Genomic DNA, 18,597 nt, shown 5'->3' with positions numbered 1-18,597 from the left:
GCGACCTCGATGACCCCCGACCTCCACGCCCGTCACCGCGCCGTCCTGCCGGACTGGCTCGCCCTGTACTACGACCGTCCCCTCGAGATCACCCACGGCGAGGGCCGCCACGTCTGGGACGCCGCGGGGAACAAGTACCTCGACTTCTTCGGCGGCATCCTGACGACGATGACCGCGCACGCCCTGCCGGAGGTGACCAAGGCGGTCAGCGAACAGGCCGGACGCATCATCCACACCTCGACCCTCTATCTCAACCGGCAGATGGTCGAACTCGCCGAGCGCGTCGCCTCGTTGTCCGGCATCCCGGACGCCCGCGTCTTCTTCACCACCTCCGGCACCGAGGCCAACGACACGGCGCTGCTGCTCGCCACCGCGTACCGCCGCTCGAACCAGATCCTCGCGATGCGCAACAGCTACCACGGCCGGTCCTTCTCCGCCGTCGGCATCACCGGCAACCGCGGCTGGTCCCCGACCAGCCTCTCCCCGCTCCAGACGCTGTACGTCCACGGCGGGGTGCGCAGCCGGGGTCCGTACGCCCAGCTGACCGACGCCCAGTTCATCGAGGCGTGCGTCGACGACCTGCGGGACATCCTCGGCCAGACCCGTGGCGTCGCCGCGCTGATCGCCGAACCCATCCAGGGCGTCGGCGGGTTCACCTCGCCGCCCGACGGACTGTACGCGGCGTTCCGCGAGGTGCTGCGGGAGCACGGCATCCTGTGGATCGCCGACGAGGTGCAGACCGGCTGGGGCCGCACCGGCGACCACTTCTGGGGCTGGCAGGCGCACGGACAGAACGGTCCCCCCGACATCCTGACCTTCGCCAAGGGCATCGGGAACGGCATGTCCATCGGCGGTGTCGTCGCGCGCGCCGAGGTCATGAACTGCCTCGACTCCAACTCCATTTCGACGTTCGGCGGCTCACCGGTGACGATGGCCGCCGGCCTCGCCAACCTCATCTACCTCCTCGAACACGACCTCCAGGGCAACGCCCGCCGCGTCGGCGGCCTCCTCATCCAGCGGCTGAGGGCCATCGGCGCCACCACGGAGTGTGTACGAGAAGTGCGCGGCCGGGGCCTGATGATCGGCATCGAGCTGGTGAAACCCGGCACGGACGAGGCCGACCCGGACGCGGCGGCGCGCGTGATCGAGGCGGCCCGCGAGGGCGGACTCCTCGTCGGCAAGGGCGGCGGGCACAACACCAGCGTGCTGCGCATCGCGCCACCGCTGACGCTCACCGTCGCCGAGGCGGAAGAGGGCGCGGCCGTCCTGGAGCGGGCCCTGCGCGGCGCCTGTTAGCCGAGGCAGCGGGTCTGCCGGCCGAAGGCAGTGCTAGAGAAGGGGCCCCGATGACCGTCACCGCCGCCGAACACGCCCTGTCCGTACGGCAGATACTCGCCCTGGAGCGGATCGCGGCGGGGGACCCCGAGGTGGTCGCGGGGGCCGGTCACCTCGACCGGCCCGTCCGCTGGGTGCACGTCGCCGAGGCCGCGGACGTCGGGGTGATGCTCAGCGGCGGCGAGATGGTCCTCACCACCGGCGTCCTCCTGGCCGGGAACGCCCACGCCAGGACCGAGTACATCAAGTCGCTGCACCGCGCGGAAGCGGCGGCCGTCGTCCTCGGGCTCGGCCGTGCCTTCCCGGCACCGCCCGAGGACATGCGGCGCGCGGCCGAGCGGTACGGGCTGCCGATGGTCGTCCTGCACCGCCCGTTCCCCTTCGCCGAACTCACGGAGGAGGTCCAGTCGAGGCTCGTGAGGCGGAAGTTCGCCGCCGTCAGCCTCTCCGAGGGGATCCGCACCGCGCTGACCGGACTCATCACGGCGGGCGCCCCGCTCCAGCGGCTCCTCGACGAGGTCGCCGCGCACAGCGGCTGTCCCGTCGTCGTCGCCAACCTCGCCCACCGTGTCCTCGCCACCGCCGGTGAGAGGTCCGCGGTGGACGACGTGCTGCGCGACTGGGAACGCATCGCGCGCCGGGCGGGCTGCGCGGACGGCGCCGACTGGTACCGCGCCGACCTCGACGGGCGCGGCGAGCGCTGGGGCAGCGTCGTGCTGTGCGGCTACCGGGGCGACGGCCCGACCGGACGGCTCCTCGCCGAACGCGCCGCCGAGGCCCTCGTCCTGCACCGCATGCTCGGCGGCGCCGCCCACACCTGGGAGGAGCAGTCGGCGCAGAGCATCCTCACCGACCTCGTCTCCGGCGTCGTACCGGCCCGCCAGCTCCTGCCCCGGGCCAGGGCCGCCGGGCTCCCCGTCAACCGCCGCACCTTCGCCCCGCTCGTCGTGCGCGACGGCAACCCGGCCGAACTCGACCGCGTACTGCGCCTGTTGGGACTGCCGGGACTCGCCGCCGAACTCGCGGACGGGGCCACCGCCGTCCTGCTCAGCCTCGCCCGCGACCAGGCGGCCGGACCGCTCACCGAGCACTTCGCGGCCCGCCTGCGCACCGGGGCGGGGGAGCGGGTCGTCGTGGCGGCCGCCGAGCCGTGCACCGGCTGGGACGACGTGCCCGCCGGGCTGCGCGAGGCGCTGCACATCGCGCAGGCCGCGGCCGGCACCCCGGACGTCCCGCCCGTCGTGCGCCTGCGCGACGTACGCCTGCGGGGCCTCGTGCGGCTCCTGCGCGACGACCCGCACGTCCAGGCCTTCGCCGAACGCGAGCTGGACGGGCTCCTGTACGCCGACGACCCGGGGCTGCTGCCCGTGCTGCGGACCTACCTCGCGACCGGGCGCAACAAGTCGCGCACGGCGCAGCTCCACCACATGAGCCGACCCGCCCTCTACCGCAGGCTGGAGGCGATCGAGTCGCTCCTCGGCCTCGACCTCGACGACTTCGAGCAGGCCGCGTCCGTCCACATCGCCCTCCTCGCCCATGACGCGCAGAGAGGGTGACAGCGTGGAACGCCGTACGGCTCCAGACGTGACACGGTGCAACTCCGGTACGCGGCGCGGACTTCCTAGGCTCACGGCACACCGAGCGACCGGAGGTCCCCGATGAGCACCGTGATCCGCGCCGCGATCTTCCAGACCGCCTGGACGGGCGACAAAGAGTCCATGATCCAGGTCCATGAGCAGGCCGTCCGCGACGCCGCCGCGCAGGGGGCCGAGGTCCTCTGCTTCCAGGAGCTGTTCTACGGCCCGTACTTCTGCCAGGTGCAGGACGCGAAGTTCTACGAATACGCCGAGGCGATCCCCGACGGCCCCACCGTCCGCCGCTTCCAGGCGCTCGCCGCCGAGCACGGCATCGTCCTCGTGCTGCCGATGTACGAGGAGGAGCAGCCCGGCGTCCTCTACAACACGGCCGCCGTGATCGACGCCGACGGCACCTACCTCGGCAAGTACCGCAAGACCCACATCCCTCAGGTGAAGGGGTTCTGGGAGAAGTTCTACTTCCGCCCGGGCAACTCCGGCTGGCCCGTCTTCGACACGGCCGTCGGGAAGGTCGGCGTCTACATCTGCTACGACCGGCACTTCCCCGAGGGCTGGCGCGCGCTCGGCCTCGAAGGCGCGCAGATCGTCTTCAACCCGTCGGCGACCTCACGCGGCCTGTCCGGCTACCTGTGGCAGCTGGAACAGCCGGCGTCCGCCGTCGCGAACGAGTACTTCGTCGGCGCGATCAACCGCGTCGGCCAGGAGGAGTACGGCGACAACGACTTCTACGGGACGAGCTACTTCGTCGACCCGGAGGGCCGGTTCGTCGGTGAGGTCGCCGGGGACAAGGAACCCGAACTCGTCGTACGGGACCTCGACATGGCCAAGCTGCGTGAGGTCCGCGACCGCTGGCAGTTCTACCGCGACCGCGCGCCGGGCGCGTACACGCCGCTGACCAACCCGTAGGAAGCGCAGACACGGAAGAGGGAGCATGAGCAGCAGCCGTACGGTCATCCGCGGCGGACTCGTCGTCACCGCCGCCGACGAGATCCACGCCGACGTACTCATCGAGGACGGGCGCATCGCCGCCCTCGCCGCTGCGGGCACCGACGCCGCGGAATCCTGGACCGCGGACCGGACGATCGACGCCCGGCAGAAGTACGTCATCCCGGGGGGTGTCGACGCGCACACCCACATGGAGATGCCGTTCGGCGGCACCTTCGCCGCCGACACCTTCGAGACGGGCACCCGGGCCGCGGCCTGGGGCGGCACGACCACCATCGTCGACTTCGCCATCCAGTCCGTCGGGCACACCCTGCGCGAGGGCCTGGACGCCTGGCACGCCAAGGCCGACGGGAACTGCGCGATCGACTACGGCTTCCACATGATCGTCTCCGACGTGCACGACGAGACGCTCAAGGAGATGGACCTGCTCGTCGCCGAGGGGGTCACGTCCTTCAAGCAGTTCATGGCGTACCCCGGCGTCTTCTACTCCGACGACGGGCAGATCCTGCGCGCCATGCAGCGGGCCGGCGAGAACGGCGGCCTCATCATGATGCACGCCGAGAACGGCATCGCGATCGACGTCCTCGTGCAGCAGGCTCTGGAGCGCGGCGAGACCGACCCGCGCTTCCACGGCGAGGTCAGGAAGGCGCTCCTCGAAGCCGAGGCGACGCACCGCGCCATCAAGCTCGCCCAGGTCGCGGGCGCGCCCCTGTACGTGGTGCACGTCTCGGCGCAGGAGGCGCTCGCCGAGATCGCGCGCGCCCGCGACGAGGGTCTGAACGTCTTCGGCGAGACCTGTCCGCAGTACCTCTTCCTGTCCACGGACAACCTCGCCGAGCCGGACTTCGAGGGCGCCAAGTACGTGTGCAGCACGCCCCTGCGGCCCAAGGACCACCAGGCGGCCCTGTGGCGGGGCCTGCGCACGAACGACCTCCAGGTCGTCTCGACCGACCACTGCCCGTTCTGCTTCACCGGGCAGAAGGAGCTGGGCCGCGGCGACTTCTCGAAGATCCCCAACGGCATGCCCGGTGTCGAGAACCGCATGGACCTCCTGCACCAGGCCGTCGTCGACGGGCACATCTCGCGCCGCCGCTGGATCGAGATCGCCTGCGCGACCCCGGCCCGCATGTTCGGGCTCTACCCGAAGAAGGGCACCATCGCGCCCGGCGCCGACGCCGACGTCGTCATCTACGACCCGCACGCCGAGCAGGTCGTCTCCGCCGAGACCCACCACATGAACGTCGACTACTCGGCGTACGAGGGCAAGCGGATCACCGGCCGCGTGGAGACCGTGCTCTCCCGCGGCGAACTCGTCATCTCCGAGAGGGAGTTCACGGGCCGCGCCGGTCACGGCGTGTACACCGCGCGCTCCACCTGCCAGTACCTGAACTAGAAACGTGGTGGATCCCATGGACTTCGGACTCGTCCTCCAGACCGACCCCCCGGCCTCCGGCGTCGTCTCCCTGATGCAGCGCGCCGAGCGCGAGGGCTTCACCTACGGGTGGACCTTCGACTCGGCCGTGCTGTGGCAGGAACCCTTCGTCATCTACAGCCGGATCCTGGCCGAGACCTCGCACCTGACCGTCGGCCCGATGGTGACCAACCCGGGCACCCGCACCTGGGAGGTCACCGCCTCCACCTTCGCCACCCTCAACGACATGTACGGCAACCGCACCGTCTGCGGCATCGGCCGCGGGGACTCCGCGATGCGCGTCGCCGGACGCAAACCCAACACGCTCGCCCGGATCAGCGAGGCCATGAAGGTCATCAGGGCCCTCGGCAGCGGCGACGAGGCCGACCTCGGCGGCACGGTGATCCGCTTCCCGTGGGTGCGGGACGGTGCCCGACTGCCCGTCTGGATGGCCGCCTACGGGCCCAAGGCTCTGAAGATGGCCGGCGAGGAGGCCGACGGGTTCATCCTCCAGCTCGCCGACCCGTATCTGACCCAGTACATGATCAAGGCCGTGCGGGACGCGGCCGCCGGCGCGGGCCGCGACCCGTCCGAGGTGAAGATCTGTGTGGCGGCGCCCGCCTACGTCACCGCCGACGACTCGCCCGAGGCCCTCGCCCACGCGCGGGAGGAGTGCCGCTGGTTCGGCGGCATGGTCGGCAACCACGTCGCCGACCTCGTCACCAAGTACGGCGAGCACTCGTCGATGGTCCCCGACGAGCTCACCGACTACATCAAGGCCCGACAGGGCTACGACTACGCCCACCACGGCAGGACCGGGAACCCCGACACCGCGTTCGTACCGGACGAGATCGTCGACCGGTTCTGCGTCATCGGGACCGCACAGGACCACGTCGAGAAGCTGCGCGCCCTGCGTGACCTCGGCGTCGACCAGTTCGCGCTCTACGCGATGCACGACGCGAAGGAGGAGGTGATCGACGCGTACGGGGAGCACATCATCGCGGCGGTGAACGCCTGAGGTGATCCCCCGGGCCGCACCTGAGCCCCATCTCGGTGCACCCGTCACCCCGTCCTCCCCGCCAGGGTCCCCACCGCCCGCACCCGCACGGCCCGTTCGCACCTCCCCGCTGTCCGAGCCCCCGGCTCCCGAACGAATGGCCTGCTCATGACCGACACCGTGCCACCCACGCTGCCCGCGGGCGGCGGCATCGACCTCAGCGCCGACGCCTACCCCTCCGACAGCCGCTACGCCAACGACGACCTGCGACCCGTTCCCCTCGCCGAACGCCGCTGGACCACCTACAACTTCGTGGCCCTGTGGATCGGCATGGCCCACTGCATCCCGTCCTGGACCCTCGCCTCGGGCCTCGTCGCGCTGGGCATGGACTGGAAGCAGGCCGTCCTCACCATCGCCCTCGCCAACGTCATCGTGCTCCTGCCGATGCTGCTCACCGGGCACGCGGGACCCAAGTACGGCATACCCTTCCCCGTCCTCGCCCGCGCCTCGTTCGGCCTGCGGGGAGCCAATCTGCCCGCGCTGATCCGGGCGGCGGTGGCCTGCTGCTGGTTCGGCATCCAGACCTGGATCGGCGGGCAGGGCGTGTTCGTCCTGCTGGGGAAGGTCTTCGGCGGCTGGGCCGACGTGTCGAAGGTCGGCGGCTACCCGTGGACCCTGTGGCTGTGCTTCGTGCTCTTCTGGGTCCTCGAACTCGCCATCATCTACCGGGGCATGGACACCCTGCGCCGCTTCGAGAACTGGGCGGCGCCCTTCGTCCTGGTCGGCGCGGTCGTCCTGCTCGTGTGGATCGCGCACAAGGCGGGCGGCTTCGGCACACTCCTCGACGAACCGTCCCAGGTCGGCTGGGGTGCCGACTTCTGGAAGATCTTCTTCCCCGGCCTCATGGGCATGATCGGCTTCTGGAGCACACTCAGCCTCAACATCCCGGACTTCACCCGCTTCGGCAAAGGACAGCGCGCCCAGGTCTGGGGGCAGACCCTCGGCCTGCCGACGACCATGACGCTGTTCGCCCTGATGTCCGTCCTGGTGACGTCCGGATCCGAGAAGGTCTACGGCGCCGCGATCTGGGACCCGGTCGCGCTCGCCGGCAAGACCGACAACGTCTTCGGGCTGCTGTTCGCGCTCATCACGGTCTTCGTCGCCACCATCTCCGTGAACATCGCCGCGAACGTCGTGTCACCCGCGTACGACCTGGCGAACCTCGCGCCCAAGCTCATCAACTTCCGCACCGGCGCGCTGATCACCGGTGTCATCGGCGTCCTCGTCATGCCGTGGAAGCTGACGTCCACGCCCGAGCTGTACATCTTCACCTGGCTCGGCGTCGTCGGCGGACTGCTCGGTACCGTCGCCGGCATCCTCATCGCCGACTACTGGATCGTCCGCCGCACGGTGCTCCACCTCGCCGACCTGTATCTGCCGAACGGCCGGTACTGGTACTCCGGCGGCTGGAACTGGAACGCGGTGATCGCCTTCGCCGTGGGCGGCGTCCTCGCGGTCGGCGGTTCGTACTCGACGGTCGACGCGAAGGGCGCCAAGCAGGGCCCGTTCCCGGTGGACGGCCTGATCCCGTTCCTCAAGCCGCTCGCGGACTACGGCTGGGCGGTCGGGCTCGGCTCCTCGCTGATCCTCTACGTGGCTCTGACCAAGGCGCGCGGGGCCCGGACCTAGGGCCCGCCGATCTCAGCCGGATTCCTTGCCGGTCAGCGCCGCCACCGCGTCCCCGGCCGCCTTCAGGGCGCCCTTGTAGATGCCGTCCGTCGGGGGCGCGCCGTGGGACTCGAAGTTGCTGCCGTTGTAGGTGACGGTCACCAGGGCGTTGCCGGCCCTGACCGTCACCACGGCCTCCCGGGTGTTCTGCTTGTCGTGCGTCGTGAGGGCGACGGCGATCCGGGCCTCGTCACCGAGGCCGGGCGCCACTTCGCCCTTGCCGCGCACGGCGAAGGAGGTGTTCGCCGCGGCGGCCGACTCCTTGATCTCGAAGGAGACGTCGAGCCAGCGGTAGTCGTAGTCCTTCAGCGCGCTCCACGAGCAGCCGCGGCGCAACGAGCGGTCGGCGGCGGCCAGTTCCTTGCCCGCCGGGTCGGCCTTCGGCACCAGGTCCGCGATCGTGTCCGCCGTGACGGCGGAGCACGGCTCGGGCGGCTTGTCGTAGGCGCGGCTCGTCGCGGACCCCGTCGACTGCGCGGCACGCTTCGGCGTGGGCTGCGGGGCAGCGGCGGGCTGAGCGGACGAGTCCGCCATCGGGCCCGAGGACCAGGCCCAGCCGGCGCATGCGAGCACCACGACCGGCAGGACCCGCACGGTCAGCGCGAGGGGGAGAGGGAGAGAACGCACGGCGTACGCCCCTTGTGCGAGGGGGAGGGGACGCCAGTGTCACACGAGTTACCCCGTGACAACACCGCCCCCTCGCCCCTCATGCGTCCCCCACGCAGTTCAGTACGCTCGCACCGCCGCGCCTTCACCCCGAAGAGGCCTTCCGCGCACGCGGTCAGGGCCTCTCCATGAGGGCGGGCAGGGGCAGCGCGGACTCGATGCGGTCGATCGCGGCGAAGGCGCCGTACGCGATCAGATGGACCAGACAGTGATCGGTGAAGGGCGGCTTCAGCCAGGCCGCCACGTCCTCGTCGGTGATGCGGTACGGGGCGACAGCGGCCAGCACGGCCAGGCGCGCCCCGGGCCGCCGGTCGCGGTCGGGCAACTCGTCCCACGCGAGCGGTGGATGCGAGCCGTCCCAGGCGGCGACGGCCTCCTCGACCAGAGCGATGTCGACGTCGTCGAGCAGCCCCGCGCCCGTGGACGCGGCGTCGAGCAGCGCGGCGTACGCCGGGCCCACAGCCGTGCCGGCCGCCCAGGCGGGGCCGGGGCCCGGATCGTCCAGCAGGGCGAGACTCGCGCCCGACACGTGGTCCCGGCGCACCGTCCGCGCCAGGCTCCGGCCCCCGAGGCTGCGCACGGGGCGCAGGCGCTGGGCGTTGCAGGGCAGCAGGTTCTCGCTGAGCAGGGCGGACACGACGCGGTTGATGAAGTGGAAGGCGAACGCGGTCCCGAGCTGTGCGGGGACCTCGGCACTCGGGAAGGGGAGCGGGGTGAGTCCGGGGGAGCCGGGTGTGCGGGTGGCGCGGCCCCAGTCGAGCACGCGCGCGTGCCGCTCCTCGGACGGGGCCTCGCCGCGCGCCAGGGACTCGGCGAGTGTGTGGTCGCCCGTGGCGTGCAGCAGCATGGTGTGCGCGTCCACGCAGAACGGGCATCGGTTTGCGAGCGACACCCCGGCCGCGACCAGCTCCCTGTCGGTACGGGTTCCCGCACCCGCGATCAGCGACTCCCGCATCAGCGCCCAGGCGGGGACGAGGAGTTCGGGGGCCGACGCCAGGACCACGAAGGTGGCGGCGCGCTCGATCCCGAAGTCCTCGCCGAGCTGCCGGTAGACCTCGGCCACGCGACCGGTGGCCGACCGAGGGGGTGGCGGGCTGGTGTAGCGGAACGTCCGTGACATCGGGTCCTCCTGGTGGCTGCGAGCCGCTTCCGGCACGCCCCACAGTGGCCGGACACGGCACCCTCACGCGTCGTACGACGGGGGTGGGTCCGAGCTGCGCCCCGGAGGCCGAACCGGCCGCCCACTACTGCACAGGGAGTAGTCCAGGGGCGGTCCCCAGGGGTGACGCCCTTGTCGGCGGCCCGGTCTATGGTGCTGGCATGGAGGGGGACCGAAGGCGCCGCACAGGTCCGGTCGGCGCGGACCGCAAGGTTCTGATCGGCGACGTCACACTGGCCGTCGTCATCGGGGCGCTCGTCGTGGCCGCCGCGATGGCCGACGGGGGAGTGACGCCGCCCGATGCCGTCCTGATCACCGCGGGCTCGCTCACGCTCGCCGCCTACCGGCGGGCGCCGCGCACGGTCCTCGCGCTCAGCACGGCGTGCACCGCGGGCTACGTCCTCCACGCGGAGCCGGGAGCCCTCGCCGCGCTGCCCGTCCTGGCGTCCGTCCACACGGCCTCTCGTGCGGGGCACCGTCTGCTCGCCGCGCTGGCGGGCGCCGCGTTCCTCGTCGTGTGCGGCGCGGCGGGACGGCCACTGGAGAGCTGTCTGCTCCTTGCCGGCTGGTTCCTGTGCGCCGTCGTCACGGGGCTCGCCGACAAGAACTGGCAGGCGTATCTGCGCCAGACCGAGCAGCGCGCCCTGGAGGCGGAGCGCACCCGCGAGGAGGCCGCGCTGCGCCGGGCCGGTGAGGAGCGCCTGCGCATCGCCCGCGAGCTGCACGACTCGCTGACGCACAGCATCTCGATCGTCAAGCTGCAGGCGGGTGTCGCCGTGCACCTGGCGCGCAAGCGCGGCGAGGAGGTGTCGCCCGCGCTGCTCGCGATCCAGGAGGCCAGCGGCGAGGCGATGCGCGAGCTGCGCTCCACCCTCGATGTGCTGCGGGCCGACGAGCCCACGGGCAGCCCGGCACTCCTCGTGGAGCGTGCCCGCTCGGCCGGCCTCGACGTGGAGCTGGTGGTGACGGGCCGCGAGCGGCTGCTTCCGGCAGCCCTGGACCGTGCCGCGTACCGCATCGTCCAGGAGTCTTTGACGAACGTCGCCCGGCACGCGGGCCCGACCGAAGTGTCCGTACAACTGGCATACGGAGAGAACGAGTTGCTGATCCGGGTCGAGGACGGCGGCGCCGCCGACCCCGCGTGCCCACCGGTCTCGGGCAACGGCCTGAAGGGTATGGCCGAACGGGTCGCCGCGCTCGGCGGAGTCCTCCATGCCGCGCCACGCCCGGAGGGCGGCTTCGCGGTGCGGGCCCGGCTTCCGGTGGACGGTTCGGCGCACCTCCCCGAAAAGGAGAGGGACATGGCGGAGAAGGCGGTCGGATGAGTGGTGGTGGGCGTCCCGTGATCCGGGTCGTGCTCGTCGACGACCAGGCCCTCATGCGGGCCGGGTTCCGCGCGCTCCTGGAGGCGGAGGACGGCATCGACGTGGTCGGCGAGGCGGCCGACGGGGAGCAGGGGGTCGCCGTCGTGCGCGAGCGTGTGCCCGACATCGCCCTCGTGGACGTGCAGATGCCCGTGATGAGCGGCATCGAGGCGACCCGCCGGATCGCCGCCGACCCGGGCCTGAGTGGCGTCCGCGTCGTCATCCTCACCAACTACGGCCTGGACGAGTACGTCTTCGACGCGCTGCGCGCCGGGGCGTCCGGCTTTCTGCTCAAGGACACCGAGCCCGAGGACCTGCTGGCCGGGATCGAGGTCGTGGCCCGCGGGGACGCCCTGTTGTCGCCGGCCGTGACGCGCCGCCTCATCGGCGAGTTCGTGTCCCGGCCACCCGACCGCGCCACGCCGCCGGGTCTGGAGTGCCTCACGCGCCGCGAACGCGAGGTGACCGCGCTCGCGGCGCGCGGCCTGACGAACGAGGAGATCGCCGCGCACATGGTCGTGAGCCCCTTCACGGCCAAGACCCATGTCAGCCGTGCGATGACGAAGCTCGGCGCCCGCGACCGGGCCCAACTCGTCGTGTTCGCCTACGAGTCGGGCCTGGTCGCGGCGCGCACACGGTGAGACGCGGGGCGCCCGGGGTGCGCGCCCGTGCGGGGGCTACTCCCGTTCGACCGGGATCCACAGCTGGGCGTCCGCCTGCGCCGCGTCGGGTGACAGGCGGGTGCTGAGGATCTCGGGGCCCGGCCTGCTCCGGTACGGGTTGGACGGGAACCACTGTGTGAACACGTCCCGCCACAGATGCTGGAGCGTCTGCGGGAACGGGCCCGAGCTGTCGAAGACGGCCCAGGTGCCCGCCGGGACGGTGAGGGTGTCCAGGTCGTCGGGGCCGGCGGCGGAGGCCACCGCCGCGTGGTAGTAGTCGAGTTCGGTGCCCTCCGCGCGGCTCGGGTCGAGCCCGTCGCTCACCGAGACGATCCCCTCGGGCTCCTGGTCGGACAGCGCGTGGATCCGGCGCACGGTCTCCTTGTCGATGCCCCTGATGAAGTCGGCGATCGCGGGATTCACGCCCTCGTGGACGAGGGGGACCCGTGCCTTCCTGCCGACCACGTGGAACTCGGGCTTCTCCGTCACCCGGTATCGCATGGTGCTGCTCCCTTCGACGATGAGTCGGAAGGACATCCGGGGCTGGGACCGCAGGGCCGCACCGGTTCGTCTGGCCTCGCCGGGGCCCACGCCGTGCAGCCCCCGGAAGGCCCGCGCGAACGCCTCGCCGGAGCCGTAGCCGTAGCGCACCGCGATCTCGAGGAGCGTCGGTTCCCCGGAGAGCACCTCCGCGCCCGCGACGGTCAGCCGCCTGCGCCGGATGTACTCGGAGAGCGGCAGTCCCGCGAGCGCGGAGAACATCCGCCGGAAGTGGTACTCCGACGTCGCCGCGATGCGGGCCAGATCGGCGATGTCGATCCGCCGGTCGAGGTGGCGCTCGATGTGGTCCATGGCCTCGTTGAGCCGGTCAAGCACCCCGGGCTCCTTCCTGTTGACCTCGCTCACGTTAGGGAGGACCCATGGTCGCGGACCCGACATCCTGTGCCCGTTCCGGTCGGACGTGCCCGTTCCGGCCGCTTGGGGCCTTGTGACCTTCTTTGTCGGGGCCGGTTATTCAATCTTCATCAAATGTGTTCCGCCATGCGGACAACCCCCTTGCCTGTGGACTGTATGCGAAATACGTTCTGCGGTATTCCTTGATCACACACGGATCACCCACAGGATGTCCCGCACACTCGTCCCCTGGCGGAGGTATCTCCTCGTGCGCCGAACAGCGGTTGCCTGCACGGCAGTTGCCCTGGTGTTGTCCACAACGGCCGGCTGCGGCTCCCTCCAGTCCTCGGCCACCGAGGTCGGCGGGGAGCGCATGACCGACGACCGGCCCGTACGGGACGGCGGCACGCTCACCGTCGCCCTCAACGCGGACCCGGACAAACTCGACCCTTCGCTCGCCCAGACCCTCGTAGGCCGCACGGTCTTCGCCGGGATGTGCGAGAAGCTCTACGACGTCGACGAGGCGGGCAAGGTCGTCCCGCAGCTCGCCACCGCGCTGCCGAAGACCTCGTCCGACGGCCGCACCGTCACCTTCTCCGTCCGCAAGGGCCTGAAGTTCAGCGACGGCACCTCCCTCGACGCGGCCGCAGTCGTCACCTCGCTGCTGCGCCACCGCGACCTGCCGGGATCGGCCCGCGCCACCGAACTCGCCCCGCTGAAGGCGGTCGAGGCCACCGGCGCGTACACCGTGAAACTCACCCTCAAGCAGGCCTACGTCCCGCTGACCGCCGTGCTCGCCGACCGCTCCGGCATGGTGATGTCCCCGGCCGCGCTCAAGAAGTACGGCAAGAACTTCACCAACCACCCCTCCTGCGTGGGCCCGTTCAAGTTCGTCGAGCGCGTCGGCGGTGACCGCATCGTGCTCGCCAAGGACCCGAACTACTACGACGCGCGCGACGTCCACCTCGACAAGGTGATCTACAAGCCGATCCCCGACGGCAGCGTCCGCCTCGCCAACCTGCGCTCCGGAGACGTCCAGGTCGGCGACCAGATGGCCCCGGTCGACGTGAAGAGCGCGCTCACCGAGCCCAAGCTCCAGCTGTTCAACTCGCCCTCGCTCGGCTATCAGGGCATCGGGCTCAACGTCGGCAACGTCAAGGGCCTCGGCCAGAAGCCCGGCAAGCTCGACACCCCCCTCGCCCGCGACGTGCGCGTGCGGGAGGCCTTCGAGCTGTCCATCGACCGCGACCTGATCAACAAGGTCGTCTTCCAGGGCATGTACGAGCCCGCCTGCGGGCCCGTCTCGCCCGAGTCCGCCATCGCGCCCGGTGTCGCGGCCTCCGCCTGCCCCAAGCGCGATGTCGCCAAGGCGAAGCGACTGCTCAAGGCCGCGGGCGTGAAGACCCCGCTCAAGATCGAACTCAAGACCTCCACCACGCCCGAGAACAGCCGTCTGGGCCAGGTCGTCCAGGCCATGGCCAAGGAGGCCGGCTTCGCCGTCTCCCTGCGCCCCACCGAGTACGCGACGATGCTCGAAGAGACCGACTCCGGTCACTACGACGCCTTCACCAGCGGCTGGTCCGGGCGCCTCGACCCCGACGGCAACATCGCCAGCTTCCTGCAGACGAAGGGTGCCATGAACGCCTACGGGTTCTCGGACGACGAGACCGACGCGCTGATCGAGCGCGGCCGCACCGAGGCCGACCCCGCCGAACGCGCCAAGATCTACGGCAAGCTGACCCGCCGCGCGAACGACGCCCACGCGCTCATCTACCTCTACCGCCAGAAGAACTACGTCGTCGCAGGGAAGGACGTCGCGGGCGTCCGCGTCTACGGCGACGGCCTCGTCCGCGTGAAGGATGCGGGGTACACCAAGTGACGACCAGCGAAATAGCCCTGCCCAAGGCGCGGTCCGGTTTCTTCGCGGGGCATCCCATGGCCGCCTACGTGCTGACCCGCGTACGCCAGTCCGTCATCACCCTCTTCCTCGTCTCGATCGTCGTCTTCGCCGGCATCCGCGCGCTGCCGGGCGACCCGGCCCTCGCGCTCGCGGGCGAGGAGCGCAGCCCCGCCGCGCTCGCCGCGATCCGCGCCGAGTACGGCCTCGACGACAACATCGTCATCCAGTACGGCCGGTTCATCGGGCACGCCCTCACCGGCGACCTCGGCACCTCGTCGCGCACCGGCCTGCCGGTCTCCGACGCCATCGGCCAGGCCCTGCCCGTCACCCTCGAACTCGCCGCGCTCTCCCTCCTGCTGGCGGTCGTGCTGGGTATCGGCGCGGGCGTCGTCGCCGCCGTCCGCCGCGGCAGGCCCGCCGAGTGGATCGCCAACGGTCTCGCCCTGCTCGGCCTCTCGGTCCCCACCTTCTGGCTCGGCATGGTCCTGGTCCTCGCGTTCGCCATCGCCGTACCGGTCTTCGCCGCCTCCGGCTACGTCCCCTTCGGCACCGACCCGCTCGACAACCTGCGCCGCATGGTGCTGCCCGCGATCGTGCTCGGCTCCGGACTCGCCGCCGTCGTCATGCGGCAGACCCGGGCCGCGATGCTCGACTCCCTCTCCGCCGACTACGTGCGCACCGCCCGCGCCAAGGGCCTGACGCGCCGCGAGGTCATCGGCGGCCACGCGCTGAGGAACTCCCTGGTCACCGTGGTGACCGTGCTCGGACTCCAGCTCGGCCACCTCATCTCGGGCGCCGTGGTCACCGAGCAGATCTTCGTCCTGCCCGGCTTCGGCAAGCTCACCATCGACGCCGTCTTCACCCGCGACTACGCGACCCTCCAGGGCGTGGTGCTGTGCACCTCCGCCGCCTACATCCTCATCAACCTGCTGGTCGACGTCGCGTACTCGGTCATCGACCCGCGCATCCGGCTCGGAGGCGCCAAGTGACCACGGTTTCCCTGACAGCTGTCCGTTCGCGGGCCGCGGGCAGCGCCAAGCTGCGCGCCCTGCGCAAGAACCGGCTCGCGATGACCGGTGGTGTCATCGCCGCCGTCTTCGTCCTGGCCGCGCTCCTCGCCCCGCTCGTCGCCCCCTACGACCCGGCGCAGCCCGACTTCGGCAACGTGCTCGCCGCGCCGGACTGGTCGCACTGGCTCGGCACCGACGACCTCGGACGCGACCAGCTCTCCCGGGTCGTGTTCGGTGCCCGCGCGTCCATGCAGGTCGGCGTCCTCGCGGTGATCCTCGCGTTCGTCGTCGGCGTCCCTCTCGGGCTGCTCGCCGGGTACTACGGCAAGGTCGCCGACAGCGTCGTCTCGCGCGTCACCGACACGATGCTCGCGTTCCCCTTCCTGGTCCTGGCCGTCGGTCTCGCCGCCGTCCTCGGCCCGTCCCTCACCAATGCGACGATCGCGATCGGCATCTCACAGATCCCGGCCGTCATCCGCATCACCCGCGCGGAGACCCTGCGGCTCAAGCACGTCGACTACGTCGACGCCGCCGTCGCCAACGGGGGAGGGGACGGCACCGTCCTGTTCCGCCACATCCTGCCCAACGCGACCTCGGCGCTCGTCGTCCAGGCGACCGTCGGCATCCCCGCCGCGATCATCGGCGAGGCCCTGCTGAGCTTCCTCGGCCTCGGCGTCCAGCCGCCCGAGCCGTCCCTCGGCGTGATGCTGTCCTCCGCCCAGGCATTCCTCGCCCCCGCGCCCTGGATGGCGGTCTTCCCCGGCCTCGCGGTCGTCGCCGCCACCCTGGCGTTCAACCTGCTCGGCGACGGCCTGCGTGACGTACTCGACCCCCGTGGAGCGACCCGATGAGCCCGAATCCCGAAGCCGTGCTCAGCGTCCGTGACCTGTCGGTCTCGTTCCGCACCGACGCCCGCACCGTGCACGCCGTCGACCACGTCTCCTACGACCTCGCCGCCGGTGAAGTGCTCGCCGTGGTGGGCGAGTCGGGCTGCGGCAAGTCCGTCACCTCCATGGCCGTCATGGGCCTGCTCCCGCCCACCGCGCACATCACCGGGTCCATCAGGCTCGGGACACGCGAACTCGCGGGCGGTGACGACAAGGCGTACGGGAAGATCCGCGGCAAGGACATCGCGATGATCTTCCAGGAGCCGATGACCTCCCTGAACCCGGTCCTCACCATCGGCCGGCAGATCGGCGAGGTGCTCCGCCGCCACCAGGGCCTGAGCAAGAAGGAGGCACGCGCGCGTGCCGTCGAACTCCTCGACCTCGTGGGCATCCCCGCCCCGGCCCAGCGCGTCGACGAGTACCCGCACCAGCTCTCCGGCGGTATGCGCCAGCGCGTGATGATCGCCATCGCGGTCGCCTGCGACCCGGCCGTCCTCATCGCCGACGAGCCGACGACCGCCCTCGACGTCACCGTGCAGGCGGGCATCCTGGAGGTCCTCCAGTCGCTGCGCGAACGCCTCGGCACGGCGATCGTCCTCATCACGCACGACCTCGGCGTCGTCGCCGACATCGCCGACCGGGTCCTCGTCATGTACGCGGGCCGGCCCGTCGAACAGGCCCCCGTGGACGAGCTGTTCGCGGCGCCCCGCCACCCGTACACCCGCGGGCTCCTCTCCGCGGTCCTGCGGCCCGGCGCCTCGGCCGCCGAGGACGGTGCCGGCAAGCGGCGCCTGCCCGAGATCCCCGGCCTCGTGCCGAGCCTCGACTCCCAGCCCGACGCCTGCACCTTCGCCCCGCGCTGCGCCCGCGCCGACGAGCGGTGCACGACGGCGAGGCCCGGCTTCGAGTCCGCCGCCGACGCCGGCGACGGCACCCCGCACCTGACCGCCTGCTGGCACCCGAACACCCTCCAGGAGGCCGCACAGTGAGCACCCCGGTCCTGCAACTCGATTCCCTGGAGCGGCACTTCAGCGCGCCGGGCGGCACCGTTCGCGCCGCCGACGGCGTCACCCTGACCGTGGGCCGCGGCGAAGTCGTCGGCCTGGTCGGCGAGTCGGGCAGCGGCAAGTCCACCGTCGGACGCTGCGCCGTACGCCTCGACGAGCCCACCGGCGGCACCGTACGCATCGACGGCACCGACGTGACGACCTTGTCCCGGCGCGCCCTGCGCCCCCTGCGCAAGGACTTCCACCTCGTCTTCCAGGACCCGTCGTCGTCCCTCGACCCGCGCATGACCGTCGGGCAGATCGTCGCCGAGCCGCTGCGGCTGCACGGCATCGCGAAGGGCGAGGCGGCACGCGCGCGTGTGGCGGAACTCCTCGCCCAGGTGGGCCTGCGCCCCGAGCACGCCGACCGGCATCCGCACGAGCTGTCCGGCGGCCAGCGCCAGCGCATCTCCATCGCCCGCGCCCTGTCGGTCGACCCGGCGCTCCTCGTCGCCGACGAGCCGACGTCCGCCCTCGACGTGTCCGTCCAGGCGTCCGTCCTCAACCTGCTCGCCGACCTTCAGCGCGACCGAGGCTTCGGCTGCCTGTTCATCACCCACGACCTCGCCGCCGTCGAGTACCTCGCCGACCGGATCGCGGTCATGTACCTCGGCCAGATCGTCGAACAGGCCCCCACCGCCGAGCTGTTCGCCGACCCCAAGCACCCCTACACGCAGGCCCTCCTGTCCGCGGCGCCCGTGCCCGACCCGGTCACCCAGCGCACCCGCGAACGGATCGTCCTCAGCGGCGAACTCCCCAGCCCGCTGGCGCCCCCGCCCGGCTGCCGCTTCCACACGCGCTGCCCGCTCGCCGTCGACCGCTGCCGCACCGAGGTCCCGGCCCTGCGCACGCTGGACAGTGGCCGCGAGGTGTCCTGCCACCTCGTCGCCGACGACGGCACCGCGCCCGACGCCGCGGCACCCCGTCCCGCTGACGCCGACACCCCTCTTCGTACGATCCCTCACAGCCGCCCCGCATCCGCCTGACGCCCGAGGAGC

Annotated in this window: 16 protein-coding genes; 13 read left to right on the top strand and 3 right to left on the bottom strand. The window is 71.6% G+C overall.

Annotated elements, in window-relative coordinates; genetic code table 11:
• Nucleotides 1-9: 9 nt before the first annotated feature.
• The 6 genes from ACFC96_RS01870 to ACFC96_RS01845 all read left to right on the top strand — a co-directional run bounded on the left by ACFC96_RS01870 (nucleotide 10) and on the right by ACFC96_RS01845 (nucleotide 7,972).
• A complete protein-coding gene (locus ACFC96_RS01870; protein ID WP_376252104.1) occupies nucleotides 10-1,296 on the top strand; it encodes an aspartate aminotransferase family protein in 1,287 nt (428 codons plus the stop codon).
• A gap of 50 nt (nucleotides 1,297-1,346) precedes the next feature.
• The gene (locus ACFC96_RS01865; RefSeq protein WP_376609599.1) at nucleotides 1,347-2,891 is read left to right on the top strand and encodes a PucR family transcriptional regulator; all 1,545 of its coding nucleotides are present in this window, start codon (nucleotides 1,347-1,349) and stop codon (nucleotides 2,889-2,891) included.
• Between the two features lie 102 nt (nucleotides 2,892-2,993).
• A complete protein-coding gene (locus ACFC96_RS01860) occupies nucleotides 2,994-3,836 on the top strand; it encodes a nitrilase-related carbon-nitrogen hydrolase (RefSeq protein ID WP_376609597.1) in 843 nt (280 codons plus the stop codon).
• 25 nt (nucleotides 3,837-3,861) lie between these two features.
• On the top strand, nucleotides 3,862-5,268 hold the full coding sequence (hydA, locus tag ACFC96_RS01855; protein ID WP_376609595.1) for a dihydropyrimidinase: 1,407 nt from the start codon (nucleotides 3,862-3,864) through the stop codon (nucleotides 5,266-5,268).
• 16 nt (nucleotides 5,269-5,284) lie between these two features.
• A complete protein-coding gene (locus ACFC96_RS01850; protein WP_376251405.1) occupies nucleotides 5,285-6,304 on the top strand; it encodes a TIGR03842 family LLM class F420-dependent oxidoreductase in 1,020 nt (339 codons plus the stop codon).
• A gap of 147 nt (nucleotides 6,305-6,451) precedes the next feature.
• The gene (locus ACFC96_RS01845) at nucleotides 6,452-7,972 is read left to right on the top strand and encodes an NCS1 family nucleobase:cation symporter-1 (RefSeq protein ID WP_376251407.1); all 1,521 of its coding nucleotides are present in this window, start codon (nucleotides 6,452-6,454) and stop codon (nucleotides 7,970-7,972) included.
• Between the two features lie 12 nt (nucleotides 7,973-7,984).
• Here the strand turns inward: ACFC96_RS01845 and ACFC96_RS01840 are convergent, their stop codons facing one another.
• On the bottom strand, nucleotides 7,985-8,638 hold the full coding sequence (locus tag ACFC96_RS01840; protein WP_376251409.1) for a hypothetical protein: 654 nt from the start codon (nucleotides 8,636-8,638) through the stop codon (nucleotides 7,985-7,987).
• 154 nt (nucleotides 8,639-8,792) lie between these two features.
• Nucleotides 8,793-9,797 carry a carboxymuconolactone decarboxylase family protein gene (locus tag ACFC96_RS01835; protein WP_376609594.1) on the bottom strand — a complete coding sequence of 335 codons (1,005 nt, stop codon included), beginning with the start codon at nucleotides 9,795-9,797 and terminating at the stop codon, nucleotides 8,793-8,795.
• A 200-nt stretch (nucleotides 9,798-9,997) separates the two neighbouring features.
• On the opposite strand from ACFC96_RS01835, the gene ACFC96_RS01830 reads away from it, so the two are divergent.
• Nucleotides 9,998-11,161, top strand: a complete 1,164-nt coding sequence (locus ACFC96_RS01830) for a sensor histidine kinase (protein WP_376609592.1) — start codon at nucleotides 9,998-10,000, stop codon at nucleotides 11,159-11,161.
• Nucleotides 11,158-11,841: a response regulator gene (locus ACFC96_RS01825; protein WP_376609590.1), complete on the top strand. Its 684-nt coding sequence runs from the start codon at nucleotides 11,158-11,160 to the stop codon at nucleotides 11,839-11,841. The genes ACFC96_RS01830 and ACFC96_RS01825 overlap by 4 nt, the downstream gene beginning before the upstream one ends.
• Nucleotides 11,842-11,877: 36 nt before the next feature.
• Here the strand turns inward: ACFC96_RS01825 and ACFC96_RS01820 are convergent, their stop codons facing one another.
• Complete coding sequence (locus tag ACFC96_RS01820; protein ID WP_376251416.1) at nucleotides 11,878-12,738, bottom strand: GyrI-like domain-containing protein; 861 nt, start codon at nucleotides 12,736-12,738, stop codon at nucleotides 11,878-11,880.
• A 325-nt stretch (nucleotides 12,739-13,063) separates the two neighbouring features.
• On the opposite strand from ACFC96_RS01820, the gene ACFC96_RS01815 reads away from it, so the two are divergent.
• Genes ACFC96_RS01815 through ACFC96_RS01795 form a run of 5 tightly spaced genes read left to right on the top strand, consistent with a single transcriptional unit; the run spans nucleotide 13,064 to nucleotide 18,585 of the window.
• Entirely contained in the window at nucleotides 13,064-14,635 is a 1,572-nt protein-coding gene (locus tag ACFC96_RS01815; protein ID WP_376609589.1) for an ABC transporter substrate-binding protein, read from the top strand.
• Between the two features lie 56 nt (nucleotides 14,636-14,691).
• Nucleotides 14,692-15,645, top strand: a complete 954-nt coding sequence (locus ACFC96_RS01810; protein ID WP_376252106.1) for an ABC transporter permease — start codon at nucleotides 14,692-14,694, stop codon at nucleotides 15,643-15,645.
• A 50-nt stretch (nucleotides 15,646-15,695) separates the two neighbouring features.
• Nucleotides 15,696-16,517 carry an ABC transporter permease gene (locus tag ACFC96_RS01805; protein ID WP_376609908.1) on the top strand — a complete coding sequence of 274 codons (822 nt, stop codon included), beginning with the start codon at nucleotides 15,696-15,698 and terminating at the stop codon, nucleotides 16,515-16,517.
• Complete coding sequence (locus ACFC96_RS01800) at nucleotides 16,514-17,542, top strand: ABC transporter ATP-binding protein (RefSeq protein WP_376609587.1); 1,029 nt, start codon at nucleotides 16,514-16,516, stop codon at nucleotides 17,540-17,542. The genes ACFC96_RS01805 and ACFC96_RS01800 overlap by 4 nt, the downstream gene beginning before the upstream one ends.
• A complete protein-coding gene (locus ACFC96_RS01795) occupies nucleotides 17,539-18,585 on the top strand; it encodes an ABC transporter ATP-binding protein (protein ID WP_376609585.1) in 1,047 nt (348 codons plus the stop codon). Before ACFC96_RS01800 ends, ACFC96_RS01795 begins: the two co-directional genes overlap by 4 nt.
• The last annotated feature ends 12 nt before the right edge of the window (nucleotides 18,586-18,597 follow it).

Origin of the sequence: Streptomyces sp. NPDC055955 (genome assembly GCF_042270245.1) — a bacterium.
In the GTDB taxonomy this organism is placed as follows: Bacteria; Actinomycetota; Actinomycetes; order Streptomycetales; family Streptomycetaceae; genus Streptomyces.
This window is presented reverse-complemented; position numbering and strand designations above follow the sequence as displayed.

Bases quoted from the DNA above. Each gene is read 5' to 3' on its own strand.
- ACFC96_RS01870 (WP_376252104.1), top strand. From the start codon at position 10: ATGACCCCCGACCTCCACGCCCGTCACCGCGCCGTCCTGCCGGACTGG.
- ACFC96_RS01865 (WP_376609599.1), top strand. From the start codon at position 1,347: ATGACCGTCACCGCCGCCGAACACGCCCTGTCCGTACGGCAGATACTC.
- ACFC96_RS01860 (WP_376609597.1), top strand. From the start codon at position 2,994: ATGAGCACCGTGATCCGCGCCGCGATCTTCCAGACCGCCTGGACGGGC.
- hydA (WP_376609595.1), top strand. From the start codon at position 3,862: ATGAGCAGCAGCCGTACGGTCATCCGCGGCGGACTCGTCGTCACCGCC.
- ACFC96_RS01850 (WP_376251405.1), top strand. From the start codon at position 5,285: ATGGACTTCGGACTCGTCCTCCAGACCGACCCCCCGGCCTCCGGCGTC.
- ACFC96_RS01845 (WP_376251407.1), top strand. From the start codon at position 6,452: ATGACCGACACCGTGCCACCCACGCTGCCCGCGGGCGGCGGCATCGAC.
- ACFC96_RS01835 (WP_376609594.1), bottom strand. From the start codon at position 9,797: ATGTCACGGACGTTCCGCTACACCAGCCCGCCACCCCCTCGGTCGGCC.
- ACFC96_RS01830 (WP_376609592.1), top strand. From the start codon at position 9,998: ATGGAGGGGGACCGAAGGCGCCGCACAGGTCCGGTCGGCGCGGACCGC.
- ACFC96_RS01825 (WP_376609590.1), top strand. From the start codon at position 11,158: ATGAGTGGTGGTGGGCGTCCCGTGATCCGGGTCGTGCTCGTCGACGAC.
- ACFC96_RS01810 (WP_376252106.1), top strand. From the start codon at position 14,692: ATGGCCGCCTACGTGCTGACCCGCGTACGCCAGTCCGTCATCACCCTC.
- ACFC96_RS01800 (WP_376609587.1), top strand. From the start codon at position 16,514: ATGAGCCCGAATCCCGAAGCCGTGCTCAGCGTCCGTGACCTGTCGGTC.